Raw genomic sequence first — 26,998 nt, 5'->3', positions numbered from 1 at the left:
GGGCTCGCGGGTTCCTCCGGTGTATCCGTACTACGTCAACCTGAAGCCGGCCTAAACCGACCGCAGGCGACGGAACCGCGACCAGCTCGCCAGCCGCCGGTCCGCCTGGGTGTTCTTGACCTGCTCACCGGTCACGTCCACGTTGGCCACGCAGACCCGGTCCCGGCCGTGCCGTTTGGCCGCCCGCAGCGACACGTCGGCGTCCAACATCAGATCCTCGAGGTCGAGCTCGGCGAGATCCCCCAAACAGTAGGTCGCCACCCCGATCGACACCGTCTGGCCCTCGATCGCGGCGGACATGTCCCTGGTGACCTTCGCGGTCACCGACATCGCCGTGATCCCGAACCGAAGACGCTCGGCCACGGCCAACGCCTCCTCCAGTCCGGATCTCGGCAACAGCACCATGAACTCGTCGCCGGCCGAGCCGCCGTAGCGGCACGCCAGGTCGCCGTCGCGGGTGGTCTCGCGGATCACGTCCGCCACCCCCCGCAGCACGGCGTCGCCCGCGAGGTGGCCGTAGTTGTCGTTCACATCCTTGAAGCGGTCGAGGTCGAGCATGATCAGCGCGATCGCGTGGCCATTCCCCCTCGCTCGGGCCACCTCCTCGGCGGCGACCTCGTCCCAGTGCCAGCGCTCGATCAGCCCGGTGGGCGGATCGGTGAGCAACTGACCGCACGACCCGCAGCGCCGCCCCCCGGCGGCCGGGCTCGGCGTGCACACCGACTGCAGCGGCCGGTCCCCTGACGACCTCGGCGCCACAATCTCCGGCTCACGTTGCGCGGTGACCGGCTCAGCTCCCTCTCCGGTTCCCGCCCTAGCGGTGTTCATCGACATCTCCCCTGGTCAAAACACCTGTGGATAGATCACTCCTGACCGGATCCCCCGATCACGCCCAATCAAACGGCGCATTCACCGGCCGTATACAGCTAACTATCCGGAGTCACAGGGGCGCTGAACAGTGTTGACGTGTTGACCGTTTGAGGAAACACCGAATGGGTGAGTCACGCTGGACACATTTTGGTCACTCTTCGTGTTTGGAAGCCCACTTGGCGCGCGCGGGTGAGTAACTCGCATAACGATCGAGCACCCGTTCCACGTCCGTCTCGACGATGAGCAACTCCCGGAACTCCCGGCCGAGGAAACCCTCGTCGACCATGTGGTCGAGGAACCGCGACAGCGGCTGGTAGTACCCGTCGACGTCGAGCAGCGCGATGGGTTTGGCGTGCAGCCCGAGCTGGGCCCAGGTGTACACCTCGAACAGCTCCTCGAGGGTCCCCGCACCGCCGGGCAACGCCAGGAACGCGTCCGCCGACGAGGCCATCAGCGCCTTGCGTTCGTGCAGGTCAGCGACCACGCGAAGGTCCGTAAGACCCCGGTGGGCGACCTCCTGGTCGACCAGTGACCTCGGGATCACCCCGAGCACCTCGCCACCGGCCGCCATGGCCGCGTCGGCGACCGCGCCCATGGTCCCGACGGCGGCCCCGCCGTAGACCAGCCCGATGCCCCGCCCGGCCAGCGTGCGACCGACCTCGGTCGCCGCGGCCAGGTAGCCGGAGCCCTTCCCAGCGGAAGATCCGCAGAAAACACATACCCGCATGCCGAGGATCAGATCATGTGCACCCGGTCTGGCACGAGGACCGGGTCGTCTGGTTGAGTGCCACAGCGTGCGCATCATTCTCGACACCGATCCGGGGGTTGACGACGCCCTCGCGATCATGTATTTGGCGGCCCAGGAGGACGCCGAAATCGTCGCCGTGGGTAGCGTCCACGGCAACGTGCCGGCCCCGCTCGGGGCACTCAACGCGCTCCGGGTGCTCGAGCTGGTCGGGCTCACGCCACCGGTCACCGTCGGTGCCGCCCGGCCGCTTGCCCAGCCGTTGCAGACCGCGGAGTTCGTCCACGGCGACGACGGGCTCGGCGGACACGCCGGCCCGCCGCCGGCCGGCACCATCGCGCCCGGCTCGGCCGCCGAACAGCTCGTGCGGCTGGCCCGCGCGCACCCGGGCGAGCTGACCCTGCTCGCGCTCGGCCCGCTGACCAACATCGCGCTCGCGGTCCTGCTCGAACCCGAGTTACCTGATCTGCTGCGTTCGGTCGTCGTCATGGGCGGTGCGGTAAACGTTCCGGGAAACATCACCCCGTATGCCGACGCGAACTTCTTCCACGATCCGGAAGCCGCCGACCTGGTGCTCGGTGCGGGTTTTCCGGAACTAATTCTTGTCGGTTTGGACGCCACCGAACAAGCCCGGGTCGGCGGGGACTGGCTGACCGCATTGAATTCCCTCGACAGCCCCCGGGCACGGTTCGCCAGCCTGCTGCTCGACCATTACGGCCGGTTCTATTCGAATATGTTCGGCGAGCACACCTGCACGCTGCACGACCCGCTGGCGGCGGCCATCATGCTGAACCAGAAACTGGCCAGCTACAAGGAGATCGCGCTCGGTGTCGAGCTGACCGGGACGCACACCCGGGGCCAGGTCGTGTCCGACCGGCGGCTGATCTCCAGCGACGACCACATTCCCACCGGCGCGGGCTCGGGACGAGTTCCGGTAAAGGTCGCCGACACCGTGGATGTGCCGCTGTTCCTCGACCAGATGTTCAAGGCACTACAGGGCTGATCCCTGACTGGCCAGCAGTTCACGCAAATCCGCCGCCCGCGGATCGCCTAACTCGTCGAAAATCGCGTACGCCGCGCGGAACGACGCCACCGCGAGTTCGCGTTGCCCACTGTCGTGCAGCACCAGACCGCGTTTGTGCAGGGTCTCCCCCTCGCCCCAGCGGTCACCGAGCTCCCGGCGGGCTTCGAGCGCGCGCTCGAAGCAGTCCAGCGCGTCCGACGCCCGGTTCAGCTCCGAGTACGCGTCCCCGAGCTTGACCAACGTGTAGCCCTCGCCGTAGCGGTCCTGCATCTCGCGGAAGATGTCCAGCGCCTGGCCCAGCGCCTCGGCCGCCCGGTCGTACTCACACAGCGCCCGGTAGGCGTCACCGACGTTGGCCAGCGCGATGCCCTCGCCGTGCCGGTCGCCCACCTCGCGGAAGATGTCCAGCGCCTCACCGAAGTACAGCGCGGCGTCGTCGAACCGCCGCTCGTCGAAGCCGATGAAACCGATGCCGGTCAGGCTCCAGGCCTGCCCGACCCGGTCACCGAGCTCGATCCGCAGCGCCCGCGCCTGCTGGAAGCACTCCTTGGCCTCGTCGGTACGGCGCAGCTCCCGGTAGGCGATGGCCAGGTTGTTGAGCACCCAGGCCTCGCCGTAGCGGTCGCCAACCCGGCGCGCGCCGGTCACCCCGATCTCGTGCGACGCCACCCACGGCGTCCACCGTTTCCGCAGGTTTAAAAAGTTGAACGAGCCAGCGGGCAGCTTCCACGCGGCGACGTCCTCACCGACCTCGATCGCGGTCCGGGTGGCCATCGCGATGTTGTGCATCTCCAGCTCGCACCACTCCAGCGCGGAGCCGTAGTCGAAGTCGGCCACTTCGACGGCGAACTCGGACTTCTCCAGCTCCGGGTCGTGGCGCTGCGGGGCGAGGGCGTGGTTGGCCGCGTAGGCGTTGTGCAGGTACCAGTCGACCATCCGGCGCAGCGCCAGCCGCCGCTGTTCGGCCGGCTCCTCCAGCACGGCCTGCTCGGCGGCGTAGACCCGCAGCAGGTCGTGCATCCGGTACCGGTCGTTGCCAAGGCCCTCCAGCAGGTGCACGCCGGTGAGCCGGTCGAGCAGCCGGCGCGCCTTGGTCAGCCGTTGGTCGGCGAGCGCGGCCGCGGCGCCGGTGCTGACGTGCGAGCCCACGTGCAACCCGATCAGCCGGAACATCCGCGCGGCGTCGGCCGACAGGTCGCGGTAGGACCAGGAGAAGACCGTCTTCACCGCCACCGAGTCGTCGGTCGACAGCGCCTCCAGCCGCTCGTCCTCGGTGTCCAGCTCCTCCACCAGCAGGCTCACCGCATGGTGGGGATGGGTGGCCACCCGTTCGGCGGCGATGCGCAGCGCCAACGGCAGGTTGCCGCAGCGGTTGGCCAGCCCGCGCACCGCGTCGGGCTCGGCGGCGGCCCGCTCGTCGCCGATCACCTTGCGCAGCAACGTGATCGCCTCGTCGTCGGCCATCGGCCCGAGGGTGACCCTGCGGTCGCCGCGGATGGTCAGCCCGCCGAGGCGCTTGCGGCTGGTGACCACGACCCCGCAGCCGGCCGAGGCCGGCATCAGGTGGTGCAGCTGGGAGGAGTCGGCGGCGTTGTCGAGCACCACCATCACCCGCCGGTCGGCGAGCACCGAACGGAACAGCTTGGCCCGTGCCTCCAGGCCCGCCGGGATCACGTCGATCTGCACGCCGAGCGCGGTGAGGAACTCCTCGAGCACCTCGTCGACGATCCGGGGCTGGCCGTCGGGAGAGTATCCGCGCAGGTCGACGTAGAGCTGGCCGTCCGAGTAGTGGTCGACCACCGCGTGCGCCACCCGCAACGCCAGCGCGGTCTTGCCGGCACCCGGCGGGCCGTCGATGGCGACGGTCTGCGGAATGCCCGGCTCACCCTCGCCGGTCAGGATCTCGGAGAGCTCGTACTGCTCGGCCGCCCGGCCGACGAAGGTCGCCGCCGCCGCCGGCAGCTGCGCGAGGCGGACCGGGCCGCCGGTGGACGCGGCCAGCGCGATCAGCTGTCCCTCGGCCTCCAGCACCTGGTCGCACTTGCGCGCCAGCTCAGCCGATGGCGGGGCACCGTGCTTGATCTTGGACAGCCAACTCGGCGTGTAGCCGATCAGGTCGGAGAGGCGACGCCAGGACAGCCCACGCTTGCGCAGCAGGCGTTCCAGTTCATCGGCGAACGGCGAGGTCCCGTCGTCACGCCTGTCTTGCATGGAGTCCACCTTGTCAGTACCCGCTGGCATGGTCCATGGGTCACCACCCTGCCACGCCCAGTATCCAGGTTCCCACTCTCCCACCGGAACCTGGCAATCCCCTGAGTTTCCCGGGACCTCCACACAGTTCTTACGCCCCCTACCCATAGACTGCCGCTCGGTCAGGGACACAGACGTCAGGGAGGGTGCCCGGTGCCGAGCAACGAGCAGCGTCGGCAGGCAGCCAAGCGCAAGCTGGAACGACAGCTCGCCAGGCGGGCGGAGCGCGCCAAGCGCCGCCGGATCTGGGGCGTCAGCCTGACCGTGATCGTCGTAGTGGCCGTTGTCGGACTGGTGTACTGGCTGGCCAACCTGGGTCCGGAGGACTCGGAGGCGGCCACCAACCCCACCGACGAGCCATCGACCAACACCACCGACGGCTCGTGCGCCTACGCGGAGAACAGCGCCGAGCAGCCGCCCAAGGACGTCGGTCTGCCAGAGGACCCGGACCAGACGCCGTCGTCGGGCACGGTCAAGGTCACGGTCACCACCGACCAGGGCGTGATCCCGCTGACCCTGGACCGGGCGAAGGCCCCGTGCACCGTGCAGAGCATGGAGCACCTGGCCAAGTCGAAGTTCTTCGACGGCACCATCTGCCACCGGCTGACCAGCTCGGCCGGCCTGAAGGTCCTGCAGTGCGGTGACCCCAACGGCGACGGCACCGGCGGCCCCGGCTACTCGATTCCCGACGAGCTGCCCACCGATCTGGCCGACGCGCAGGACCCGGGCGGACAGCCGGTGAAGACCTACCCGCGCGGCACCCTGGCGATGGCCAACAGCGGCCCGGACACCGGCGGCAGCCAGTTCTTCATGGTCTACGGCGACTCCACCCTGCCGCCGGACTACGCCGTCTTCGGCACGGTGGACGCGCCGGGGCTCACCGTGCTGGACAAGATCGCGCAGGGCGGCATCACGCCGGGCAACAGCCCGGAGGACGGTTCCCCGAAAATGCCGGTGAACATCAAGACGGCCACGGTCGAGGGCTGAGTTTCTCGCGACCGTACGTCATAACCGGTCAATGATCGACACCTCTGAGTGGTTGTCGCCGACTGGCGAGTGACTGCGTTCGCTCCCGCCCGCACACGGCTTTAGGTTCCTCTGCGAAAAGCCGTGTGTGGGAGGGGAGCAACAGAACGTGTCCACAGTCGACAAATCCAGCGAGAATTCCGGGGTGCCAGCCGATCCCCGGCTGCCGTCGCGTCGTCGTTTTCTGAGCGTGATCGGGGCAGCGACCGCTGGCTCGGCATTGTTGCAGTCGATGACCGGTGCGCTGCCGGCCACGGCCGCGCCCGCCGGGGAGAATTCCCGGAAAGCACCGAACGGTGGCCGGGCCGAGTCCGTGCTGATCATCGGCGCGGGGGTCGCCGGGCTGCGGGCCGCGCGGCTGCTGCTCGACCAGGGCTACTCCGTCGAGGTCATCGAGGCGCTCGACCGGCCGGGCGGCCGCAACTTCACCGCCCGCGCGGGCGACAAGGTGATCGAGCAGGCCAGCGGCGCGCAGACCACCAGCCAGACCTGCACCTTCGACGATGGCCTCTACCTCAACCTCGGGCCGGGCCGGATCCCGTACCACCACCGGCGCGTGCTCGACCTGTGCCAGCGGCTGAACGTCGACCTCGAGCCCTACATCATGGAGACCACCGCCAACCGGTTCGCCGGCATCGCCGGCCGGTCCCAGCCCAACCGGCAGATCGCCAACGACACCCGAGGCCACCTCGCCGCGCTGCTGCACCAGGCGGTCAAGAAGGGCGCGCTGAGCGCCGAGCTCGCCGCGCTCTCCCCCGCCCAGCAGGACAACCTGCTGGACCTGCTCGCCGTCTTCGGCGACCTCGACGCGACCAAGGACTTCGGCTACACCGGCACGACCCGCAGCGGCTACCGGGTGCCGCTGAGCGTCACCGACCTGATGCAGCCGCCGACCCCGGTGGGTCTTGGTGACCTGGTCGACGCCAGGTTCTGGCAGCACCAGTTCTACCACCCGCTCGGCCACCTGTGGCAGGCCACGATGTTCCAGCCGATCGGCGGCATGGACATGGTCGTCAGGGCACTCGTCGCCGACCTGCCCGCGGACGTGATCACCTACAGCGACCCGGTCACCAGCGTCGAGATCCTGCCCGACGGGGTGCGGGTGCGCACGAGCACGGGCGAGCGGATCGTCAACTACTGCCTGAGCAACATGCCCCTGCCGGTGCTGCACAACCAGGTGTCGAAGGTCGGTTTCTCCGACGAATTCCAGAAGGCCGCCGGCACCCTCACCTTCGACCCGGCGTGCAAGGTCGGCTGGCAGGCCAACAAACGATTCTGGGAAACCGACAAATACCAGATCTACGGTGGCATCAGCTGGACCGATGACATCATCCAGCAGGTCTGGTACCCGTCGAACGACTACTTCTCCGAAAAGGGCACCATGACCGGTGCCTACAACTTCGACGAGGACGCCATCAAGCTCGGTGAAATGCCGCTCCAGGAACGGCTGGACACCGCGCGCCAGTCGGCGACCAGGCTGCACCCCGAGTTCGGCGACACCAGCATCGTGCCGGACAACGGGATGTCCATCGCCTGGCACAAGGTGCCCTACCAGTCTGGCGTGAGCGCCCACTGGAGCCCCAGCGACGTCAACGCGGCCTTCGCCTACAGCCGGTTGCTCGCGCCGGACACCCCGAGCAACCGCCGCTTCTTCGTCATCGGCGACCAGGTCTCCCCGCTGCCAGGGTGGCAGGAGGGCGCGCTGATGTCGGCCGAGTACGTGGTCGGCCAGCTGCTCGGCACGGAGCGGTCCGAGCCCCCGGTGATCCACCAGGTGCCCGACTCACGGGCCATCCGGCCCTGACGGCCGGCCGAGGCTGTCGGGGGTCGGTGGCAGACTGCCGGACGTGGACCGGTACGCCGAACGACCCCCGCCAGCCCCGGCCAGGCAGCTGCTGACCAGGGTGTGGTCCCGACAGACCAGCGCGCCCGCTGCCGTGGCGGCGCGCATCGTGCCGGACGCCTGCGCGGACCTCATCTGGCACCGGCAGACCGGCAGGCTGTTCGTCGCCGGCCCGGACACCCGCGCACACCTGACCCGGCTGGTGCCCGGGGAGCTCGTTGGCGCGCGGTTCCGCTCCGGACACTCGGCCGCCGGGCTCGGTGTCCCGGCCGACGCGGTGCGTGACGAGCGCGTCGACCTCACCGAGCTGTGGGCGGGCCCGCGGGTCCGACGCCTGTCCGACCAGCTCGACCGCACCACCTCGACGGCCCAGGCCCAGGACGTGCTCGCCATGGCGATGCTCGACGGCGTGCGCCAGGGTCCCGACCCGGCCGTGCCGACGCTGCTGGACCTGGCGGGCGGCGGGCAGCGGGTCAGCGCCATGGCCGACGCCGTCGGGCTCACCGAACGGCAGCTGCACCGGCGCTGCCTGGCCGCGTTCGGCTACGGGCCCAAGGTGCTGGCGCGGGTGCTGCGCTTCGACGGCGCGGTGCGGCTGGCCAGGGCGGGCACCGGCCTGGCCGAGGTCGCCTACCGGTCCGGTTACGCCGACCAGGCCCACCTGTCCAGGGAGGTGCGGGCGCTCGCCGGCGTCCCGCTGACAGCCCTCGTCGGCTGAGCTCGTCGGCTGAGCGAGCTCAGGACGCGGAGGTCACCCGGTACACGTCGTAGACGCCCTCGACACTGCGCACGACCTTCAGCACGTGGCCGAGGTGTTTCGGGTCGCCCATCTCGAAGCTGAACCGGCTCACCGCCACCCGGTCGCGCGAGGTGGTCACCGACGCCGACAGGATGTTCACCTTCTCGTCGGCGAGCACCTTCGTCACGTCCGAGAGCAGCCGATGCCGGTCCAGCGCCTCGACCTGGATGGTCACCAGGAACACCGAGGACTCCGACGGCGCCCACTCGACGTCGAGCAGCCGCTCCGGCGTGGCCAGCAGCTCGCCGGCGTTGGTGCAGTCGGTCCGGTGCACCGACACCCCGCCACCCCGGGTGACGAAGCCGAGGATGTCGTCGCCGGGCACCGGGGTGCAGCACCTGGCCAGCTTGACCCAGATGTCGCTGGCGCCCTTGACGATCACGCCGGCGTCGCCGGTGGAGCGGCGGCGGGTGATGGTCGAGGGGGTGGCCCGCTCGGCCAGCTCGTCCTCGGCGTGCTCGACCCCGCCGAGCAGCGCGACCAGCCGCTGGACGACGTGCCGCGCGGAGATGTGGCCCTCGCCGACGGCCGCGTACAGCGAGCTCATCTCGGTGTAGCGCAGCTCGCGGGCCAGCGCGGCCATCGAGTCGGCCGACACCAGCCGCTGCATCGGCAGGCCGACCCGGCGCACCTCCTTGGTGATCGACTCCTTGCCGGCCTCGATCGCCTCTTCCTTGCGCTCCTTGGCGAACCACTGCTTGATCTTGGCCCGCGCCCTCGGCGACGCGGCGAAGGCGAGCCAGTCGCGGGAGGGGCCGGCGCCCTCGGCCTTGGAGGTGAAGATCTCGACCACGTCGCCGTTCTCGAGCTTGCGCTCCAGCGCCACCAGCCTGCCGTTGACCCGCGCGCCGATGCAGCGGTGCCCGACCTCGGTGTGCACGGCGTAGGCGAAGTCGACCGGCGTCGAGCCGGCGGGCAGCGTGTGCACGTCGCCCTTGGGGGTGAACACGAAGATCTCGCGGGCGGCCAGGTCGTAGCGCAGCGACTCCAGGAACTCGCCGGGGTCGGCGGCCTCCCGCTGCCAGTCGAGGAGCTGGCGCATCCAGGCCATCTCGTCGACCTCGACCGCGTGGCCCTCGTGGGTGCCTCTGGTCTCCTTGTACCGCCAGTGCGCCGCGATGCCGAACTCGGCGGTGTTGTGCATGTCGTAGGTGCGGATCTGCACCTCGAGCGGCTTGCCCTCCGGGCCGATCACCGTGGTGTGCAGCGACTGGTACACGCCGAACCTCGGCTGGGCGATGTAGTCCTTGAACCGGCCGGGCATCGGCTGCCACAGCGCGTGCACCACGCCCATCGCCGCGTAGCAGTCACGCACGTCCTGCACCAGCAGCCGCACGCCGACCAGGTCGTGGATGTCGTCGAAGTCGCGGCCGCGGACGATCATCTTCTGGTTGATCGAGTAGTAGTGCTTCGGCCTGCCCTCGACCTTGGCGTTGATCCGGGACTGCTCCAGGTGCGCGGCCAGCTCCTCGGTCACCTTGTGCAGGTAGATGTCCCGCGACGGCGCCCTGGTGGCCACCAGGCGCACGATCTCGTCGTACTTCTTGGGCTGCAGGATGGCGAACGCGAGGTCCTCGAGCTCCCACTTGACGGTCGCCATGCCGAGCCGGTGGGCCAGCGGGGCGAGCACCTCCAGGGTCTCCCTGGCCTTCTTGGCCTGCTTCTCCGGCGGCAGGAAGCGCATCGTGCGCATGTTGTGCAGCCGGTCGGCGAGCTTGATGACCAGCACCCGGGGGTCGCGGGCCATGGCGATGACCATCTTGCGGATGGTCTCGGCCTCGGCGGCCGAGCCGAGCTGCACCTTGTCGAGCTTGGTCACGCCGTCGACCAGCCGGGCGACCTCCTCGCCGAAGTCGTCGTGCAGGTTCTTCAGCGAGTACTCGGTGTCCTCGATCGTGTCGTGCAGCAGCGCGGCGACCAGCGTGATGGTGTCCATGCCCAGCTCGGCGAGGATGGTCGCGACGGCGAGCGGGTGGGTGATGTACGGGTCGCCGGACTTGCGCCGCTGCTCGCGGTGGGCCTCCTCGGCCACGTCGTAGGCGTGCTGGAGTAACGCCAGGTCGGCCTTGGGGTGCAGTTCCCGGTGGACCGTGGCCAGCGGCTCCAGCACCTGCTTGACCGGCGCCGACCGCTGGGCGGTGATCCTTCTGGCCAGGCGGGCGCGCACCCTGCGGGTCGCCGATGGCGCGCGCGCGACGTTCGGCTGGGCGGCGCCGTCCTGCGCCGCACCGGTCTCAATGTTCTGGCTCACTCGCGGCTCCCGGGACTCCAAGCCCTGAGAATAGCCTGCTACCATATAGTTGAAGTTTCAACCTCAGGAGCGGCCATGTCGATGCCGGTGATCTACCTCAGCCACGGTGCCCCGCCGCTGGCCGACGACCAGGTCTGGACCAGGCAACTCGCCTCGTGGTCGGCCGAGTTGCCGGCGCCGACGGCGATCCTCATCGTCTCCGCGCACTGGGAGAACGCGCCGCTGACGATCGGCGCCACGACCACGGTGCCGCTGGTCTACGACTTCTGGGGCTTCCCCGAGCGCTACTACCAGGTCACCTATGCCGCGCCGGGCGCGCCGGAGCTGGCCGCGCGGGTGCGTGGGCTGCTCGGGCCGGCCGTGCACGACGACCCGGCCCGTGGCCTGGACCACGGCGCCTACGTGCCGCTCAAGGAGATGTACCCGGACGCCTCGGTGCCGGTGCTGCAGGTCTCGATGCCCTCGCTCGACCCGGCCGAGCTGCTCACCGTCGGCCAGAAGCTGGCTCCGCTGCGTGACGAGGGCGTGCTGATCATCGGCTCCGGGTTCTTCACCCACAACCTGTCCGCGATCACGATGAGCGACCCGGGCGTCGCGCCGCCGTCCTGGTCGGCGGAGTTCGACGACTGGGGTTCGCGGGCGCTGGCCGAGCAGGACCTCGACGCCCTGCTCGACTTCCCGCACAAGGCGCCCGCCGGCCGGCTGGCCCACCCGCGCACCGAGCACTTCGCGCCGCTGTTCGTCTCACTTGGCGCCGGCCTGGCCACCTCGGCGCCGCCGCGGTCGGTGATCGACGGCTACTGGTACGGCCTGTCGAAGCGGTCCGTTCAGTTCCCCTAGCACCAGGAACGGGTCAACTGCCCTGAATGCCCCATTCGGGACGCTGAACGTCGCCAATGCCTCATTCAGGGCGGTAGTGCTAGACCGTGCCGAGGGTCTCGATCTTTCGGTCGGGGAGCAGGGCCCGGCCGCCGAGCGCGGTCAGCTCGAGCACCACCGACACCACGGCCACCTCCGCGCCCGCGCGCTCGACCAGCTCGCACACGGCCGCCGCCGTGCCGCCGGTGGCCAGCACGTCGTCCACCACCGCCACCCGCTGACCCGGTCGCAGCACCCCGGCCGGCAGCTCGAGGGAGGCCGTGCCGTACTCGAGCGTGTAGTCGACCCGGTCGGCGACCAGCGGGAGCTTGCCCGGTTTGCGGATCGGCACCATGCCAAGGCCCAGCGCGATCGCGATCGGGCCGCCGAGCAGGAAGCCCCTGGCCTCCACCGGGGCGACCACGTCCACGTCGGACGGCAGTCCGGCGGCCATCGCGGCGATGACCGTCCGGACCGCCCCCGCGTCCGCGAACATCGGGTTCAGGTCGCGGAACAGCACGCCCGGCTCCGGGAAGTCCGGGACCGTGCGCACCAGCTCCAGCGCCCGAGCTACCGCCGCCACCGCCGCCACCGTCAGTGGCGCTTCCGGCCGCCGTGCTTGCCGGCCGGGCGGCCGCCCTGCTTACCGGCCGGCCGGCCACGACGCGGGCCCTCGGCCGTCTTCGGGTTGCGGGCCGGCACGCTCGACGCCGCCGCCATCGCCTTCTCCTTGCGCAGCTCGGCGGCCAGCGCGTCGTCGTCGCTCGCGTCGAAGTCGTCCTCGGCCTCGGCGACCACCTCGTCGCGCTCGGCGGCCTTGCGGGCCAGGTTCTCCCGGCGGGCGTGCACCCGGCGGGCCTGGTCCCTGAACTTCGGATCGGTCATCTTGAGATCGACCAGGATCGGCGTGGCCAGGGCGATCGAGGACAGCGCGCCGGCCAGGATGCCGGTCAGCTGCACGAGCGCCAGGTCCTGCAGGGTGCCGACACCGAGCAGGCCGACGCCGACCACGAGCAGCCCGATGATCGGCAGCACCGCGATCAACGAGGTGTTGATCGAGCGCATCAGCGTCTGGTTCAGCGCCAGGTTGGCCGCCTCGCCGTAGGTCCGTCTGGTCAGCCCGAGCAGGCCCCGGGTGTTCTCCCGGACCTTGTCGAACACCACGACCGTGTCGTACAGCGAGAAGCCGAGAATCGTCAGCAGGCCGATCACCGTCGCCGGCGTGACCTCGAAGCCGATGATCGAGTACACCCCGGCGGTCACCACGACGTCGTGGATCAACGCGGCCAGCGCGCCGACCGCCATCCACTTCTCGAAGTAGACCGCGAGGAAGATCGTCACCAGCACCAGGAACACACCGAGCGCGATCAGGGCCTGTTGGGAGATCTCCCCGCCCCACGACGCGCTCACCGCGCTGTCGGAGATCGCCTGCTCGCTGGGCTGGCCGCTCGCGTTCAGCGTGCGGAAGTCGTTGAACAGCGCCTCGCGCAAGTCCGAGACCTCGCGGGAGTTCAGCGTCTCCGAGCGGATCTGGATGGTCGCGCTGTCGCCGGCGCCGACCGACTGCACGGTCGCCGGCTCCTTGCCGAGGGTGTCGGTGAAGACGTCGGTGACCTGCTCGGTGGAGATGTTGCCGGACTCGCCCTGCGCGGGCATCGAGATCCGGGTGCCACCCTCGAAGTCGATGCCGAGGTTGAACCCCTTGAACACGATCGAGGCGATACAACCCAGCATCAGCAGCGCGAAGAACACGTACCACCGCTTGCGCGCGCCGACCACGTCGAACGCGCCGTTGCCGACATAGAGCCGCTCGCGGAGCTTGCCGCGCGGCTTGGACGCCGGCCGGGGGGATTCGTCGATCGCCACCGTCACGCCTCCTTCGTCGCGGTGCGCGCGCGACCGTTGGCGGTCCGGTCGGACACTCGCTGCACGTTGCCGAGGCCGGACAGTTTCGGACTGGAGAGGGTCTTCGACTTGGAGGCGAGGATGACCAGCGGGTGGGTCACGAAGAACACCACGATCAGGTCAAGCACGGTCGACATGCCCAGGGTGAACGCGAAGCCCTTGACCTGGCCGACCGCGAGCACGTAGAGCACGGCGGCGGCGAGGAACATGACCGCGTCCGCGGACAGGATGGTCCGCCGGGCGCGCACCCACGCCCTGGGCACCGCCGATCTGAACGTGCGGCCCTCGCGCATCTCGTCTTTCAGTCGTTCGAAGAACACGATGAACGAGTCGGCCGTGATGCCGATGGCGACGATGAACCCGGCCACCCCGGCGAGGTCGAGGGTGAACCCGATCCACCGGCCGAGCAGCACCAGCACCGCGAACACGATCACACCCGAGAGCACGATCGACAGTCCGGTCAGCAGGCCGAGCATCCGGTAGTAGAACAGGCAGTAGAGGAACACCAGCGCGATGCCGACGGCCCCGGCGATCAGCCCGGCCTCCAGCGAGGCGAGCCCGAGGGTCGCGGAGACGGTCTCGGCCTCGGAGGTGTCGAACGACAGCGGCAGCGAACCGTACTTGAGCACCTCGGCGAGGCTCTTGGCCTCCTCGGCGTTGAACCCGCCGCCCGCGCCACCGCTGATCTGGGTCTGCCCACCGGAGATCGGCTCCCGGATCTCCGGGGCGGACACCACCTGGGTGTCGAGCACGAACGCGGCCTGCTTGCCGACGTTGGCGGTGGTGTAGTCGGCCCAGATCCGGGTGCCCTCGCTCTTGAAGTTGAGCGTCACCACGTGGCCGACGCCCTCGGGGTTGACCGCGGAGTTGGCGTCGGAGATCTCGGTGCCCTGCAGGAAGGTCGGGCCGAGGATGTACTTGGCGGTGCCCTCCTGGTCGCAGGCGACCAGCGGCAGGGCCGGGTCGTCGTTGCCCACCAGCGGGTCGGTCTTGGCGCAGTCGAGCGCGGCGACCGCCGCCTGCTGGGCGGCCTCGTCGGCCGGGGTGCCGTCCGCGCCCGCGATCAGGGTCGGCGCCTGGCGGAGTGCCTTGGCCTCCTGGATCTGCTTGGCGGTCTCCGGGTCGACCGCGTCGTCCCCCTCGGCCGGCGGTGCGGACTCCGGGGGCGCGCTGGCCGGTGGCCCGGTGCGGTGCTCGCCGACCGGCTGGCCGGCCTGCGCCGGGGCCGGACGTCCCTGCGGCGCGCCCGAGGCGCTTGGCGGGGACGACGCGCCGGTCGGCGGCGGCTCGGAGGCGGGCGGCTCGGAGGGCTGGGTGCCCGGCGCCGGCTCCTCGGTGGGCACCGGCTCGGCCGGGACCGTGCCGTAGACCTGCCGGAAGCGCAGCTGGGCGGTCTGGCCGAGGTCCTTGGCCTGGTCGCCCTCCTCGCCGGGCACGGTGATGACCAGGTTGCTGCCGTCGAGCACGACCTCGGTGCCGGAGACACCGATACCGTTGACCCGGTTCTCGATGATCTGCCGCGCCTGCTCGAGCGCCTCGCGCCCGGGGGCGCTGCCGTCCTCGGTCCTGGCGGTCAGGGTGACTCGGGTACCGCCCTGCAGGTCGATGCCCAGCTTGGGTTTCGCCTGATGATCCGGCGTGGCGAACACCAAGGTGTAGAGCAGGACCACGATGAACAGGAAGAACGCGAGATAGCGCCCTGGGCGGATCTGCCCTGCGGGTGGTGCCACGGTCGGTCGGTCTCCTCGGGCTGGCGTCGGTCGGACGCGTCTGGTCACACACGACTGCGCCCGCACCCGTTACAACGTGTTGGGTGAAGGCGCAGCGTACCTGGCGTGATGTGAGGCCGATGTCACACGGTCACGTCACGCTCACAGCCTATGGCTACTTCTGCTTGGAGTCAGCCTTCTCGTCGTCCTTGACGTCGATGTCCTCGACCTCGTCGACCACGGTCTCGTCCTCGGCCACGTCGACGTCCTCGTCGTCATCGACGACGTCCTCGTCCTCGACGACCGGACCGACCTTCTCGCGGACCGCCGCACGCAGCCATTCGGTCTCCAGACCGGGCGCGATCTCGATGCCGATGGTGGTGTCGTCGTCGGTGTCGGTGACGGTGCCGTAGAGACCGGAGGTGGTCATCACCCGGTCACCGACCGCCAGCGAGTTCTGCAGCGCCACTTGCTGCTCCTGCGCCCTGCGCTGGCGCCGGGACATGAAGTACATCATGACGCCGAGCAGCCCGAACAGCAGAAGCATGGGAAGCAGTTCCATTTTTCTCCATCCGTGGAAAGCTGTATTCACTCTGCGACGTGCGCAGGGTCACTGTCGAACAGAGTAGGCGGAATCGGACCTGGAGCGTTAGCCGGGGCCGACAGCCCGAGGTGCGTCCATGCCGACGCGGTCGCCACCCGTCCTCTGGGCGTCCTGGCCAACATGCCTGCTCGAACCAGGTACGGCTCGCACACCTCCTCCACCGTACTTGCCTCCTCGCCGACCGCGACGGCCAGTGTGGACACCCCGACCGGTCCCCCGGCGAACGAGCGCACCAGCGCGTCCAGTACCGCCCGGTCGAGGCGGTCGAGCCCCAGGTCGTCGACGTCGTAGACGCGCAGCGCGGCCATCGCGATCTCGCGGGTGATGATGCCGTCGGCACGCACCTCGGCGAAGTCGCGCACCCGGCGCAGCAGCCGGTTCGCGATCCGGGGCGTGCCGCGGGAGCGGCCGGCGATCTCCCGCGCGCCGTCGTCGCGCAGGTCGATGTCCAGGATCGAGGCCGACCGGCGAAGCACCTGCTCCAGCTCGTCGGCGGTGTAGAACTCCATGTGCGCGGTGAAGCCGAACCGGTCGCGCAGCGGGCCGGTCAGCGAGCCGGACCGGGTGGTCGCGCCGACCAGGGTGAACGGCGCGATCTCCAGCGGGATGCTGGTGGCGCCGGGGCCCTTGCCGACGACCACGTCGACCCGGAAGTCCTCCATCGCGAGGTAGAGCATCTCCTCGGCGGGGCGGGCGATCCGGTGGATCTCGTCGATGAACAGCACGTCGCCCTCGACCAGGTTGGACAGCATCGCGGCGAGGTCACCCGCGCGTTCGAGCGCCGGGCCGGAGGTGATCCGCAGCGCGCTGCCGAGCTCGGCGGCGATGATCATGGCGAGGCTGGTCTTGCCGAGTCCCGGCGGACCGGACAGCAGCACGTGGTCGGGTGCCGCGCCGCGCTGGGTCGCGCCCTGCAGCACCAGCTCGAGCTGCTCGCGGACCCGTGGCTGGCCGACGAACTCGGCGAGCCTGCGTGGCCGCAGTGACGACTCGTCGTCGCGTTCGCCCGGCGTGGCCAGCGGGGACAGCTCGGAGCCGTCCGCGCCGCCGCCGATCTCGTCCTCGGTCACCGGGTCATCGTGCATGACCCGCTACCGCTTGCGGCCGAGGGTGGCCAGTGCCTTGCGCAGCACGGTGGCCTGGTCGCTGTTGGCCGAGCCGTTGGTCGAGCCGGTGGCACCGTTGCCGGTGAGCACGCCGTCGACCGCCTGCTCGGCCTGTTTGGCCGGGAAACCCAGCCCCACCAACGCCTCCACCACCGAGCCGCGGACCGCGCCGGTGGCTGCCGGGGCCGCGGCCGGCAGCGCGCCGACCTTGTCCCGCAGTTCGATGACCATCCGCTCGGCGCCCTTGCGGCCGATGCCCGGCACCTGGGTGAGCACCGAGTGGCTGCCCTCGGCCAGCGCGGCGCGCAACTGGTCGGGGTCGAGCACGGCGAGGGTGGCCAGCGCGATCCTCGGCCCGATGCCGGAGACGGTCTGCAACAGGCCGAACAGGTCGCGGGCCGCCTGGTCGGCGAACCCGAAGAGGGTCAACGAGTCCTCGCGCACCACGAGCGCGGTGGACAGCTGGGTCTCCTCGCCGGTGCGCATGGTGGCCAGGGTCGTCGGGGTGGCCTGCACGGCGAGCCCGACGCCGCCGACCTCGACCACGGCGTGGTCCAGGCCGATGGCGAGCACCCGGCCGCGGACGGAGGAGATCATCGTTTCGTTCCTTTCCCGGTCCCCCGGGTCGCCTCGGCGAGCCGGGCCCGGTGGCGGCGGGCCAGTTCGGCCGCCTTCGCCTCGGCCTCGGCGAGGCGGGTGCGCATCGGTGCGCGCCAGAGGTGACAGATGCCGAGGGCGAGCGCGTCCGCGGCGTCGGCCGGCCGGGGAGCCTCGGTGAGCCCGAGCAGCCGGGTGACCATGGTGGTGACCTGTTCCTTGTCCGCGCGGCCCGATCCGGTGACCGCGGCCTTGACCTCGCTGGGCGTGTGGAAGGCGACCGGCAGCCCTCGGCGGGCGGCGGCCAGCGCGACCACGCCGCCCGCCTGTGCGGTGCCCATGGCGGTGCGCACGTTGTACTGGCTGAACACCCGCTCGACGGCGACCACCGCCGGTTGGTACCGGTCGAGCCAGTCCTCCACCGCGTCGGCGACCGCGAGCAGCCGGATGGCGAGGTCGTCGCCCGGCGGGGTGCGGATCACGTCGACCGCGACGCACCGCACCGCGCGCCCGGTGCCCCCGTCGACCACGGCGATGCCACACCTGGTCAACCCGGGGTCGACGCCCAACACGCGCATGCCGCCACCACTTCCCGTGAACATCAGTTCGAACCCTAGCGAGCGCGCGGGCCGACCACGAGCAGCGACACGGGTAACTCCGGCGACAGCGGTGGTCGTCCCCGCGATACTGGCCGGCGTGGCTGAGGTGGAGGTCGTGGAGGTCGTGGAGGTCGTGGAGGTCGTGGAGGTCGTCGTCGCCCATCACGAGTGCGCGACCCTGCGTGTCGGCGACGTCTTCCTGAAGATCGACGCCGACCAGGCGCGGACCGACGTCGAGGTCGCGGCGATGGCCATGGCGCCGGTCCCGACACCGGAGATCCGGTGGCGCGAGCCGCCCGTGCTCGCGCTCGCCGCCCTCCCCGGCACCGCGCTTGGCCGGCTCGGCGAGCCGTCGACCGCGTCGCCGGTGGCCTCGGCCGCGGCGGGGGCCGCCGTCCGGCGGTTGCACGACGCGCCACTGCCGCCATGGCCCGGTCGCGGTCCTGCCGAGCTCGCCGCCCTGCTCGACGCCGAATGCGCCTGGCTGGTCACCAACGGCGTCCTGCCCACCGACGTGGTCGCCAACAACCATCGGCTCGCGCGGACCGCGCTCCGGCCGTGGCGGCCGGTGTTCATCCACGGCGACCTGCAGGTCTGCCACGTGTTCGTCGACGGTGACGAGGTCACCGGCGTGCTCGACTGGACCGAGGCGGCCAGGGGCGACGCCCTGTTCGACCTCGCCACCCTGACCCTGGGCCACCCCGAGCACCTCGACGACGTGGTCGCCGGCTACGGCGCCGAGGTCGACCTGGACGTGATCCACGCGTGGTGGTCGGCGCGCAGCCTGCTGGGGGTCCGCTGGCTGGTCGAGCACGGCTTCGACCCGGCTTCGCCAGGCTGCGAGTTCGACGTGCTGCGAGCCAGGATGTGAGGCCGCCCGAGCCGGCTTGACATGCGTGCTAGAAACATCCCCAGGCAGGGAATGTAAGCGCTTCCAATCTGGGCGCTCGATTGCGCACCGGTGTCCACGACGGCCGACCCGGAGGTACGCGATGACACCACGACCCACCAGACTTCTCGCGGTCCTCACGGCGGTGACGCTCCTCGCCGCCGCCTGCGGACGGGACGAGGGCGGCGGCGGTGCCGAGGAGGGCGCCGGGGTCGACCAGGGCAAGGCCTCCGGCGAGATCACCGTGTGGGCCATGGGCGCCGAGGGCGAGAAGCTGTCGGTACTGGCCAAGGACTTCATGGCGGAGAACCCGGACGCGCGGGTCACGGTGACCCCGGTGCCCTGGGACGGCGCGCACAGCAAGCTCGCCACCGCGATCGCCGGCCAGGAGACGCCGGACGTGAGCATGCTCGGCACCACCTGGATCGGCGAGTTCGCCGACACCGGCGCGCTGGACGTCGTCCCGTCCGACCTGGTGTCCGAAGAGGACTTCTTCCCCGGCGCCTGGCAGACCGGCGTGGTGGACGGCACCTCGTTCAGCGTGCCCTGGTACGTCGAGACCCGGATGCTGTTCGTGAACAAGGCGGTGGCCGAGAAGGCCGGGATCACCGAGGCGCCGCGCACCTGGGACGAGCTCACCACGGCCGTGACCGACCTGCGCACCAAGGGCGGCGCCACCTGGGGCATCTACCTGCAACCCGGCCAGGCCGGCGCGTGGCAGACGGTGTTGCCGTTCGTGTGGCAGAACGGCGGCGACATCCACGACGGCGAGCAGTTCGTGCTCGACGCGCCGGCGAACGTCGAGGCGCTGGCCTACTACGAGTCCTTCTACACCGCCGGACTGTCCACACGGGACCGGTTACGGGAGGGCGAGATCGAGCCGAAGCTGCTGTCCGGCGAGACCGCGTCCTTCGTGTCCGGGCCGTGGCACATCGGGCTGCTCAACGAGCTCGGCGGCGAGGGGAAGTTCGAGCTGTGGCCGATGCCAAGCGGGGACAGTGAGGTCACCTCGTTCATCGGCGGGTCCAACCTGTCGGTGTTCAAGAACGCCGAGAACCGGGACGGCGCCTGGAAGTTCGTGTCCTACCTGATGCGCCCGGAGGTCCAGGTCAAGTGGTACCAGACGGTCAAGGACCTGCCGTCGGTGCCGGCGGCGTGGGAGGACGAGGCGCTGGCCGGTGATCCGCTGCTGACGACGTTCGGCGACCAGCTGGACAAGGCCAAGGCGCCGCCGCCGATGCCGACCTGGGAGCAGATCGCGGCCGGCGTGGACACCGAGCTGGAGAAGATCGCCAAGGGCGCCGCCTCCCCGGAGGAGGCCGCCAGGGCGATGCAGCAACAGGCGACCTCGATCGGCACGGGCGGCTGAGGCCGTGGAAGCGCCGCGGCGGAGACGGCCGTACGGCGCCGCCCTGTCCCGCGCGCTGACCGGTTGGGCGTTCGCGTTGCCGTTCGCCGGGCTGTTCCTGGTGTTCACCGCGGGGCCGGTGGTGGCGTCGCTGGCGATGAGCGTGACCGACATCCGCAGCGCGGACCTGCTCGACCCGCTCGGCGTCGAGGTCGTGGGGTTCGAGAACTACCTGCGGTTGTTCGAGGATCCCAAGTTCGTGCGGGCCGCGGCGAACACCGCGATCTTCGTCGTGGTCGGCGTTCCGCTGACGATGGCCGCGGCACTGCTGGTCGCGCTCGGGCTGAACTCCGGGTTGATCCGGTTCCGGACGCTGTTCCGGGTCGGCTACTACCTGCCGGTGGTCACCAGCATCGTGGCCATCTCGGTGGTGTGGCGGTTCCTGCTCCAGCCGGAGTCCGGGCTGTTCAACGAACTGCTCTCGCTGGTCGGCGTCGACGGGCCGAACTGGCTCAACGACGAGACCTTCGCGCTGCCGACGCTGATCGTGCTGGCCGCGTGGCGCAACCTCGGCTTCGCCATGGTGATCTTCCTGGCGGGGTTGCAGGCCATCCCGCGTGAGCTGTACGAGGCGGCCACGATCGACGGCGCGCGGCCGGTGGCCCAGCTGCGGTTCCTGACCGTGCCGATGCTGCGGCCGACGATGCTGTTCGTCGCGGTGATCACGACCATCGGCTACGTGCAGTACTTCGAGGAGCCGTTCGTGATGACCCAGGGCGGGCCGCTGGACTCGACCCTGTCGATGGCCTACCACACCTACAACCAGTTCGGCTTCGGCAACTACGGCTACGCGTCGGCGATGGGCTACGTGCTGTTCGTCGTCGTGGTGGTGCTGTCGATCGCCTGGTTCCGGCTGTTGAGGAACAACGTTGACCGGTAACGGCTTACGCGCGAAGGACCGGGTCGCCCGGCTGGTGCTGTACGGGGTGCTCGGCATCGGGCTGGTGGTCATGGTCGGGCCGTTCGTGTGGATGTTGTTGTCCTCGTTCAAGACCGAGCGCGAGATCCGCCAGGTGCCGATGACCTGGCTGCCGGAGAACGTCACCTTCGACAACTACGGCGACCTGTTCGCCCAGCTGGACTTCCCGACCTACTTCACCAACTCGGTGGCCGTCGCGGTGCTCACCACACTGGCCAACCTGCTGTTCGGCTCGGCGGCCGGGTACGCGCTGGCGAAGCTGCCCTTCGCCGGCAAACGGTTGCTGTTCGGGGTCGTGCTCGGCACGATCATGGTGCCCAACATCGTGACGATCGTCCCGCTGTTCGTGCTGTCCAGCAATCTCGGGCTGGTCAACACGCTCGCCGGCCTGGTGCTGCCCTTCGCCGCGCAGGCGTTCGGGGTGTTCCTGATGCGCCAGTTCATCCTGTCGATCCCCGACGACCTGCTCGAGGCGGCGCGGATCGACGGCGCGAGCGAGTTCCGGATCTTCCGCAGGATCGTGCTCCCGCTGTGCCGGCCCGCGTTGGCGACCCTGGGCATCCTGACCTTCCTGGCCTCCTGGAACAACTTCCTCTGGCCGCTGGTCGCCGCGTCCACAGAGGACACGTACACGCTGCCGGTCGCGCTCGCGCTGTACGCCATCGGGCAGAACCGGACCGACTACGACGTGCTGCTGGCCGGCTCGGTCGTGGTCGTGCTGCCCGTGTTGGTCGTGTTCGTCGTGCTGCAACGCCATTTCGTCCGGGGTATCGCGACCACCGGACTCAAGTAGGAGGGTTCCCCGATGGCCCGATCAGCTTTCCGCCTCGCCGTGGCGGCGGTCCTCGCCGGCGCGCTGGCCACACCGCTCGTCCCCGCCGTGGCCGATCCCATGGCCGATCCCGTTTCCTTTGCCACGCCGGGGATCGAGCGGCTCGCAAAGGACACCTGGCGGTCGTTCACCGCGCTGGTCGCGCCGTCGACCGGCCTGCCGGCCGACAACATCGACGGCGACCTGGACCCCGGCTCGCGGTCGGGGTACACCTCGCCGACCAACATCGGCTCGTACCTGTGGTCGGCGGTGGTCGCGGAAAAACTGGACCTGATCGACCGGCGGGAACTGGTCGCGCGCACCACCAGGACCCTGGACTCGATGGCCAGGCTGGAGCGGCACACCGGCTCCGGCCAGTTCTACAACTGGTACGACCCGGTGACGTTGGCCAAGCTGCGGGTGTGGCCGGAGGACGGTTCGGTCGTCCACCCGTTCCTGTCCAGTGTGGACAACGCGTGGCTGGCGACGGCGCTGATGGTGGTGCGCAACGCCGTGCCGGAGGCGCGGACCATGGCCACCGCGCTGCTCGACCCGATGCGCTTCGACGCCTACTACGACCCGGTGGCCCGGGGCGCGGACGTGCCGGCCGGCCTGATGCGCGGCGGGTTCTGGGACGAGGAGCCGCCGGGGTGTTCACTGCCGGACAACTACCTCGGCGTCGGCCAGGACGTCTACTACACCTGCCACACCTACGGGAACTTCGCCAGCGAGGTGCGGATGATCGGCTACGTGGCGATCTCGCTCGGACAGGTGCCGCCGGCGCACTACTTCGCGCCGTGGCGGACGTTCCCGGACACCTGTGACTTCGGCTGGCAGGAACAGAAGCCGGTCGGCGAGTTCGTCGACTACCTCGGGGTGCCGGTGTTCGAGGGCCATTACACCTACCGCGGCCTGAAGTTCGTGCCGACCTGGGGTGGGGACATGTTCGAGGAGCTGATGCCGGACCTGTTCGTGCCGGAGGTCAAGTGGGGCAAGGACTCCTGGGCGCGGCAGCACTCGGTGTACGTGCGCGGCCAGATCGAGCACGGGCTGCGCGACGCCGAGTACGGGTACTGGGGCTTCTCCCCGGCGTCCAATCCCGACGGTGGCTACCGGGAGTACGGCGTCGACGTGATGGGCATCGACTCCGTCGGCTACCCCAGCGACCAGGAGCGCACGGCCGTGGACGTAGGCTTCGACGGCTGCCGCGACGCCCAGCCCGCACCCCCGAGCTACGGCGACGGCGTGGTGACCCCGCACGCGGTGGTGTTGGCACTGCCCTACCAGCCGAAGGCGGCGGCGACCGAGTTGGCGAAGCTGCGCCGGGACTTCGACAGCTACGGTCCCGGCGGGTTCTACGACTCGATCGCGGTGGGCAGCGGGCAGGTCGCCAAGCGGTACCTGGCGCTCGACCAGGGCATGATCATGGGCACGCTGGGCAACCTGCTGGCCGACGACGTGCTGCGGAAGGCGTTCGTCCCCGGTGGCCCGCAGCGCCACCTCCGTCCGGTGATGGCGATGGAGGAGTTCAACCTCCCGCGCCACCAGTGACTCGGTCAGGGACGCGGGATCCGGATCGGCGCCTCGATCAGTTCCGGGCGTAACTCCCCCTTCGGGAGCAGCCACGGATCGGTCGGCGCGCCGGCCGGGTTCACCCGCCAGTCGCGGCAGATCCTGGCCAGCTTGATCGGGTAGACGGTCAGCGTGCCGTCCTGGTCGATGTGCAGCCGCAGGAAGCCCTTGTGGTCCTCGATGCCCTGCCCGGCGAACGCCTCGTTCGAGTTGATCCCGAAGCGGCTGGCGACCAGCAGGTACAGCGCGACCAGCTGCGCGTCCACGAAGCCGAGCACCAGCGGGGTCAGCACGGCCACGAACCCGAACACCAGCCAGTCCCCCACCGCGCCCGCGGGCAGGACGTCCCGGTACAGCCAGCGCACCACCAACGCCCAGCCGACGCTCAACGCCAGGTGCCCGGCGGCGTGCAGGAACCCGGCGAACGCGTTGGTTCTGCCGGTCTTCGGCAGGTCGAACCGCGCGAACGCGACCCCGACCAACACGAGCACGGCCGCGGCGAGCGCCGTCGGCGCCCACGCGACCACCTGACCGAAGACGCCCTGCCGGTCCGGCTGGTCGGACTCGGTCATGCCGAACAGCACGGCCAGCGTCATGGCCGTCTGCAGCACGCCGGTCAACGCCCAGAACCCGGGGTTGCGCCACGGTAACCGGAAGATCCCGGTGGCCAACCACGCCGACTCGGTCCGTCCCGGATACCGTGCGGCGAGGTCGAAGCGCCGTTGCTCGGCGGGCGCGCGCACCCGCGAGCGCGCGGGCGGCAGGGTGAGCGTCTCAGGCAGCGTGTGGGTGCTGGCAAGGTAGGCGCCACCCAGCCCGCAGGTGATCCGCTGCGCGCCGCCGCCGTGTTCGGCGTAGCGCACGTAGTGGTGCTTGTCGCCCGACAGCATCAGCGGGACGCTCGCCCCGCGCGGGCGGATCACCTCCCGCAGGAAGAACTCGACCGTGTCGTACCCCTTGGCCGGGCCACCGGACCCGGCCGGCACCCACGCCGGTTTCGAGGTGCACAGGATGACCGCGTCGCCGTCCTCGAGCGCGGTGGCGGCCTCCCGGAAGTAGGCCAGCTGCGGGGCGTCGACGTAGTCGTCGAACTGGGTGTCCACGGCGTAGAGCCACCATCGGCCGGGTAACTCGACGGCGAAGTAGCTGCGGGTCTGCGCGGTCGCCCAGCCGCCGAAGGGCCGCCCCTGGCCGAACACCCGCAGGAACGAGGTCAGCCCGTCGTACCAGTCGTGGTTGCCCGGCAGGGCGAACAGCGTCGGCGCCTCGGGCGGGGCGACCGGGAGCGCGGCGCGGTAGACGCCCTTGCTGCGGTCCTCGTAGGCGTCGGTCGCGGCCACCGGGTAGACCTCGTCGCCGCCCATGACCAGGACCTGCCCGCGCGGCAGGGTCTGCCCGCCGACGATGAGCTCCGGCGCGGCCAGCAGCGAGGCGATCGAGTAGGTGGCGTCGAACCCGTCGCCGAGGTCGGCGACGAAGTCGAGCCAGTGCCCGTCGCCGTGGTGGTGGACGGTGGCCGGCAGCGTGCCCTGAAGTTCCCGTTTGTCCGCGAAGGACCCGAAGATCGAGGCCATCACCGACTGCGCGCCGGTGGAGATCAGCACTCCGGGGTTGAGCCAGCGGACGGCGGGTTGTGGCTGGAAGCCCAGCTGTTCCTCGGTGATCTCCCGTGGGCGGGGCCTTGGCTCTGCCATGCCGACCAGCCTCGTGCATGATCGGGACTATGTCGAGTGTCCACGAGATCACCGAGCTCCTCGGCCTTGAGCCGCTGCCGATCGAGGGCGGCCTGTTCACCCAGAGCTGGCGCGACGAGACCTGCTCGGCGATCTACTACCTGTTGGCGGCGCCGGAGTTCTCGGCCTTCCACCGGCTGGACCGGATCGAGATCTTCGCCTACCACGCCGGCTCGCCGACACGAATGCTGTTGCTGGACAACGGAAAGGTGACCGAGCACGTGCTCGGTCCCGACCTGGCCGCCGGCCAGCGGCCGCAGGTGACCGTGCCGCCAGGGGTCTGGCAGGCCGCGGAGACCCTCGGCGAGTGGACGCTGCTGGGCACGGTCGTGGTACCGCCCTACACCGACGGCTGCGTGGAGTTCGCCACCGGCGCCGAGCTGGCCGCGGCCTACCCGGACGACGCGCCGCGACTGCGCGCCCTGTGCCGCGATTAGGGTTCCGGCCAGAGCTAACGGTCGACAAAACCCTCGGGCAGGGAGAGAAACGCGACCACGCCCACGATGAGCGCGCCAAGCATGGTCAGGACCATGCCAGGGCCGGGACCGATACGGACGTTCTCCGCGCGAGATACTCGTCGGATCAATGTCATACTTCCGATCCACTGGTACAACGAGAACCCAGCGGGCGCGATCAGAAAACCCAGCAGGTCCTGCAGGTTCTGCTGGATGGACGCGATCACCAGACCAACTGATGCCAATCCCGCCAGCATCGACATGATGCTACCCGGGCTGAACAACTCGTCAATTCCAGGAAAGAGGTCCGGTCTGGACGTGTAGTGCAGGACCGCACCCACCAACAACAGCACGCTGCCGGCGAATGCCGCGATTATGAGCACCATCGCACCTCCGCGGCCGGGGCGGCGTCGATGATACAGCTGGACCCGGCTAGGGCCCGTTGACGCCAGGTACCCAGCTCTCCGGGCGGCCGCTGACGGTCAGGATCGGTTGCCAGCGCGCGAAATCCGGTGGGGCGTGCTCGTCCCACGGCCAGACCAGCGCCGCGGTCGGCACGATCAGCTGCACCGCGGGGAAGTCACCCGCGGGGTGGAGCAGGAACGCGGTGCCGAGATAGGGGAAGTAGTGCCCCTTCGCCACCCGCTCGAACGTGATCGGCACGCCGTCGAAGAAGTCGTGATAGCGCACGCCGGGAATGTACTTCTTGCCCGCCGCCGCCCGGCGGACATAGGTGTTCACCAGATGCCGGCCCGCCTCCGGCGGCAGGCCGACCGTGATCCCCTCCGGCACACCGAAGCGCCGCCACGCGCCGACGGAGAACGTGCACGGCCCCTCGCCGTCCTCGGCGGCGACCTCGACGATCGCGTTGCCCGTCGCGTCGGACTCGGCGATCAGCCGGTCCCGAAGGTCGACTTCCTCGGCGGTCAGGTCCACTGGGCCGCCTCCCCGGGATTAACTGTGTTGGTTGCGTTGGGTAGGTGGGTGGTGGTTGGGGGCGTGCCTGTGGCTGGGTTGCGTCACGT

25 protein-coding genes are annotated in these 26,998 nt (G+C 70.1%); 11 read left to right on the top strand and 14 right to left on the bottom strand.

The features are described 5' to 3' along the window. Nucleotides 1-51: 51 nt before the first annotated feature. Together ACYVIP_RS14190 and ACYVIP_RS14185 are read right to left on the bottom strand one after the other, a co-directional pair. Nucleotides 52-828, bottom strand: coding sequence for a GGDEF domain-containing protein (locus ACYVIP_RS14190; RefSeq protein WP_460396128.1), 777 nt, complete (start codon nucleotides 826-828; stop codon nucleotides 52-54). Nucleotides 829-1,021: 193 nt separating this feature from the next. Then, complete coding sequence (locus ACYVIP_RS14185; protein ID WP_460396126.1) at nucleotides 1,022-1,597, bottom strand: LOG family protein; 576 nt, start codon at nucleotides 1,595-1,597, stop codon at nucleotides 1,022-1,024. Nucleotides 1,598-1,664: 67 nt separating this feature from the next. Between ACYVIP_RS14185 and ACYVIP_RS14180 the strand changes: the two genes are divergently transcribed. Next, a complete protein-coding gene (locus ACYVIP_RS14180; RefSeq protein WP_460396123.1) occupies nucleotides 1,665-2,618 on the top strand; it encodes a nucleoside hydrolase in 954 nt (317 codons plus the stop codon). Here the strand turns inward: ACYVIP_RS14180 and ACYVIP_RS14175 are convergent. Next, the gene (locus tag ACYVIP_RS14175) at nucleotides 2,607-4,850 is read right to left on the bottom strand and encodes a tetratricopeptide repeat protein (protein WP_460396121.1); all 2,244 of its coding nucleotides are present in this window, start codon (nucleotides 4,848-4,850) and stop codon (nucleotides 2,607-2,609) included. The genes ACYVIP_RS14180 and ACYVIP_RS14175 overlap by 12 nt on opposite strands. Nucleotides 4,851-5,042: 192 nt before the next feature. Here ACYVIP_RS14175 and ACYVIP_RS14170 point away from each other — a divergent pair, with 192 nt between their 5' ends. The 3 genes from ACYVIP_RS14170 (at nucleotide 5,043) to ACYVIP_RS14160 (ending at nucleotide 8,476) form a co-directional block, all read left to right on the top strand. Further along, nucleotides 5,043-5,876 carry a peptidylprolyl isomerase gene (locus ACYVIP_RS14170; protein ID WP_460396119.1) on the top strand — a complete coding sequence of 278 codons (834 nt, stop codon included), beginning with the start codon at nucleotides 5,043-5,045 and terminating at the stop codon, nucleotides 5,874-5,876. Between the two features lie 148 nt (nucleotides 5,877-6,024). After that, on the top strand, nucleotides 6,025-7,719 hold the full coding sequence (locus ACYVIP_RS14165) for a flavin monoamine oxidase family protein (protein WP_460396117.1): 1,695 nt from the start codon (nucleotides 6,025-6,027) through the stop codon (nucleotides 7,717-7,719). A gap of 43 nt (nucleotides 7,720-7,762) precedes the next feature. Beyond that, complete coding sequence (locus tag ACYVIP_RS14160; RefSeq protein ID WP_460396115.1) at nucleotides 7,763-8,476, top strand: helix-turn-helix domain-containing protein; 714 nt, start codon at nucleotides 7,763-7,765, stop codon at nucleotides 8,474-8,476. A gap of 19 nt (nucleotides 8,477-8,495) precedes the next feature. Here the strand turns inward: ACYVIP_RS14160 and ACYVIP_RS14155 are convergent, their stop codons facing one another. Beyond that, nucleotides 8,496-10,853 carry a RelA/SpoT family protein gene (locus tag ACYVIP_RS14155; protein WP_460396113.1) on the bottom strand — a complete coding sequence of 786 codons (2,358 nt, stop codon included), beginning with the start codon at nucleotides 10,851-10,853 and terminating at the stop codon, nucleotides 8,496-8,498. 30 nt (nucleotides 10,854-10,883) lie between these two features. On the opposite strand from ACYVIP_RS14155, the gene ACYVIP_RS14150 reads away from it, so the two are divergent. Then, the gene (locus ACYVIP_RS14150) at nucleotides 10,884-11,648 is read left to right on the top strand and encodes a dioxygenase family protein (RefSeq protein WP_460396111.1); all 765 of its coding nucleotides are present in this window, start codon (nucleotides 10,884-10,886) and stop codon (nucleotides 11,646-11,648) included. Between the two features lie 79 nt (nucleotides 11,649-11,727). Here the strand turns inward: ACYVIP_RS14150 and ACYVIP_RS14145 are convergent, their stop codons facing one another. The 7 genes from ACYVIP_RS14145 to ruvC form a co-directional block, all read right to left on the bottom strand. After that, nucleotides 11,728-12,249: an adenine phosphoribosyltransferase gene (locus tag ACYVIP_RS14145; protein WP_460396109.1), complete on the bottom strand. Its 522-nt coding sequence runs from the start codon at nucleotides 12,247-12,249 to the stop codon at nucleotides 11,728-11,730. 11 nt (nucleotides 12,250-12,260) lie between these two features. After that, nucleotides 12,261-13,532, bottom strand: a complete 1,272-nt coding sequence (gene secF, locus ACYVIP_RS14140) for a protein translocase subunit SecF (RefSeq protein WP_460396107.1) — start codon at nucleotides 13,530-13,532, stop codon at nucleotides 12,261-12,263. Nucleotides 13,533-13,534: 2 nt separating this feature from the next. Continuing rightward, on the bottom strand, nucleotides 13,535-15,301 hold the full coding sequence (gene secD / locus ACYVIP_RS14135) for a protein translocase subunit SecD (protein ID WP_460396105.1): 1,767 nt from the start codon (nucleotides 15,299-15,301) through the stop codon (nucleotides 13,535-13,537). A gap of 154 nt (nucleotides 15,302-15,455) precedes the next feature. Further along, nucleotides 15,456-15,827, bottom strand: a complete 372-nt coding sequence (gene yajC, locus ACYVIP_RS14130; protein ID WP_460396102.1) for a preprotein translocase subunit YajC — start codon at nucleotides 15,825-15,827, stop codon at nucleotides 15,456-15,458. 41 nt (nucleotides 15,828-15,868) lie between these two features. After that, on the bottom strand, nucleotides 15,869-16,969 hold the full coding sequence (ruvB, locus tag ACYVIP_RS14125) for a Holliday junction branch migration DNA helicase RuvB (RefSeq protein ID WP_460396099.1): 1,101 nt from the start codon (nucleotides 16,967-16,969) through the stop codon (nucleotides 15,869-15,871). A 6-nt stretch (nucleotides 16,970-16,975) separates the two neighbouring features. After that, entirely contained in the window at nucleotides 16,976-17,587 is a 612-nt protein-coding gene (ruvA, locus tag ACYVIP_RS14120; protein WP_460396097.1) for a Holliday junction branch migration protein RuvA, read from the bottom strand. Then, nucleotides 17,584-18,165 (bottom strand): crossover junction endodeoxyribonuclease RuvC, encoded by a 582-nt coding sequence (gene ruvC, locus ACYVIP_RS14115; protein WP_460396386.1) that lies wholly within the window; start codon nucleotides 18,163-18,165, stop codon nucleotides 17,584-17,586. Before ruvC ends, ruvA begins: the two co-directional genes overlap by 4 nt. A gap of 118 nt (nucleotides 18,166-18,283) precedes the next feature. Between ruvC and ACYVIP_RS14110 the strand changes: the two genes are divergently transcribed. From ACYVIP_RS14110 to ACYVIP_RS14090, 5 genes are all read left to right on the top strand, one after another. After that, nucleotides 18,284-19,057: a phosphotransferase family protein gene (locus ACYVIP_RS14110; RefSeq protein WP_460396095.1), complete on the top strand. Its 774-nt coding sequence runs from the start codon at nucleotides 18,284-18,286 to the stop codon at nucleotides 19,055-19,057. 121 nt (nucleotides 19,058-19,178) lie between these two features. Then, entirely contained in the window at nucleotides 19,179-20,444 is a 1,266-nt protein-coding gene (locus ACYVIP_RS14105) for a sugar ABC transporter substrate-binding protein (protein ID WP_460396093.1), read from the top strand. A 4-nt stretch (nucleotides 20,445-20,448) separates the two neighbouring features. Further along, a complete protein-coding gene (locus tag ACYVIP_RS14100; protein ID WP_460396091.1) occupies nucleotides 20,449-21,363 on the top strand; it encodes a carbohydrate ABC transporter permease in 915 nt (304 codons plus the stop codon). Beyond that, nucleotides 21,353-22,195 carry a carbohydrate ABC transporter permease gene (locus tag ACYVIP_RS14095; RefSeq protein ID WP_460396089.1) on the top strand — a complete coding sequence of 281 codons (843 nt, stop codon included), beginning with the start codon at nucleotides 21,353-21,355 and terminating at the stop codon, nucleotides 22,193-22,195. The genes ACYVIP_RS14100 and ACYVIP_RS14095 overlap by 11 nt, the downstream gene beginning before the upstream one ends. A 12-nt stretch (nucleotides 22,196-22,207) precedes the next feature. After that, complete coding sequence (locus ACYVIP_RS14090) at nucleotides 22,208-23,764, top strand: glucoamylase family protein (RefSeq protein WP_460396087.1); 1,557 nt, start codon at nucleotides 22,208-22,210, stop codon at nucleotides 23,762-23,764. A gap of 5 nt (nucleotides 23,765-23,769) precedes the next feature. On the opposite strand, the gene ACYVIP_RS14085 is transcribed toward ACYVIP_RS14090, so the two are convergent. Beyond that, complete coding sequence (locus tag ACYVIP_RS14085; RefSeq protein ID WP_460396085.1) at nucleotides 23,770-25,479, bottom strand: metallophosphoesterase; 1,710 nt, start codon at nucleotides 25,477-25,479, stop codon at nucleotides 23,770-23,772. Between the two features lie 29 nt (nucleotides 25,480-25,508). On the opposite strand from ACYVIP_RS14085, the gene ACYVIP_RS14080 reads away from it, so the two are divergent. Further along, nucleotides 25,509-25,955, top strand: coding sequence for a cupin domain-containing protein (locus ACYVIP_RS14080; RefSeq protein WP_460396083.1), 447 nt, complete (start codon nucleotides 25,509-25,511; stop codon nucleotides 25,953-25,955). A 14-nt stretch (nucleotides 25,956-25,969) separates the two neighbouring features. Here the strand turns inward: ACYVIP_RS14080 and ACYVIP_RS14075 are convergent, their stop codons facing one another. Both ACYVIP_RS14075 and ACYVIP_RS14070 read right to left on the bottom strand, forming a co-directional pair. Further along, nucleotides 25,970-26,359: a hypothetical protein gene (locus ACYVIP_RS14075; RefSeq protein WP_460396080.1), complete on the bottom strand. Its 390-nt coding sequence runs from the start codon at nucleotides 26,357-26,359 to the stop codon at nucleotides 25,970-25,972. Nucleotides 26,360-26,405: 46 nt separating this feature from the next. Then, nucleotides 26,406-26,909 carry a DUF4262 domain-containing protein gene (locus ACYVIP_RS14070; RefSeq protein WP_460396078.1) on the bottom strand — a complete coding sequence of 168 codons (504 nt, stop codon included), beginning with the start codon at nucleotides 26,907-26,909 and terminating at the stop codon, nucleotides 26,406-26,408. Nucleotides 26,910-26,998: the final 89 nt, after the last annotated feature.

Source organism: Actinophytocola sediminis, from assembly GCF_054779715.1.
Note: the sequence above shows the minus strand (reverse complement) of the source record. Positions and strands in the feature narration are given on the sequence as shown.

Coding starts and splice junctions, on each gene's coding strand:
- ACYVIP_RS14105 (WP_460396093.1), top strand. CDS start 19,179: ATGACACCACGACCCACCAGACTTCTCGCGGTCCTCACGGCGGTGACG.
- ACYVIP_RS14150 (WP_460396111.1), top strand. CDS start 10,884: ATGTCGATGCCGGTGATCTACCTCAGCCACGGTGCCCCGCCGCTGGCC.
- ruvB (WP_460396099.1), bottom strand. CDS start 16,969: ATGCACGATGACCCGGTGACCGAGGACGAGATCGGCGGCGGCGCGGAC.
- ACYVIP_RS14080 (WP_460396083.1), top strand. CDS start 25,509: ATGTCGAGTGTCCACGAGATCACCGAGCTCCTCGGCCTTGAGCCGCTG.
- ACYVIP_RS14090 (WP_460396087.1), top strand. CDS start 22,208: ATGGCCCGATCAGCTTTCCGCCTCGCCGTGGCGGCGGTCCTCGCCGGC.
- ACYVIP_RS14185 (WP_460396126.1), bottom strand. CDS start 1,597: ATGCGGGTATGTGTTTTCTGCGGATCTTCCGCTGGGAAGGGCTCCGGC.
- ACYVIP_RS14190 (WP_460396128.1), bottom strand. CDS start 828: ATGAACACCGCTAGGGCGGGAACCGGAGAGGGAGCTGAGCCGGTCACC.
- ACYVIP_RS14075 (WP_460396080.1), bottom strand. CDS start 26,359: ATGGTGCTCATAATCGCGGCATTCGCCGGCAGCGTGCTGTTGTTGGTG.
- ACYVIP_RS14085 (WP_460396085.1), bottom strand. CDS start 25,479: ATGGCAGAGCCAAGGCCCCGCCCACGGGAGATCACCGAGGAACAGCTG.
- ruvA (WP_460396097.1), bottom strand. CDS start 17,587: ATGATCTCCTCCGTCCGCGGCCGGGTGCTCGCCATCGGCCTGGACCAC.
- ACYVIP_RS14155 (WP_460396113.1), bottom strand. CDS start 10,853: ATGGTAGCAGGCTATTCTCAGGGCTTGGAGTCCCGGGAGCCGCGAGTG.
- yajC (WP_460396102.1), bottom strand. CDS start 15,827: ATGCTTCTGCTGTTCGGGCTGCTCGGCGTCATGATGTACTTCATGTCC.
- ruvC (WP_460396386.1), bottom strand. CDS start 18,165: ATGCGCGTGTTGGGCGTCGACCCCGGGTTGACCAGGTGTGGCATCGCC.
- ACYVIP_RS14175 (WP_460396121.1), bottom strand. CDS start 4,850: ATGCAAGACAGGCGTGACGACGGGACCTCGCCGTTCGCCGATGAACTG.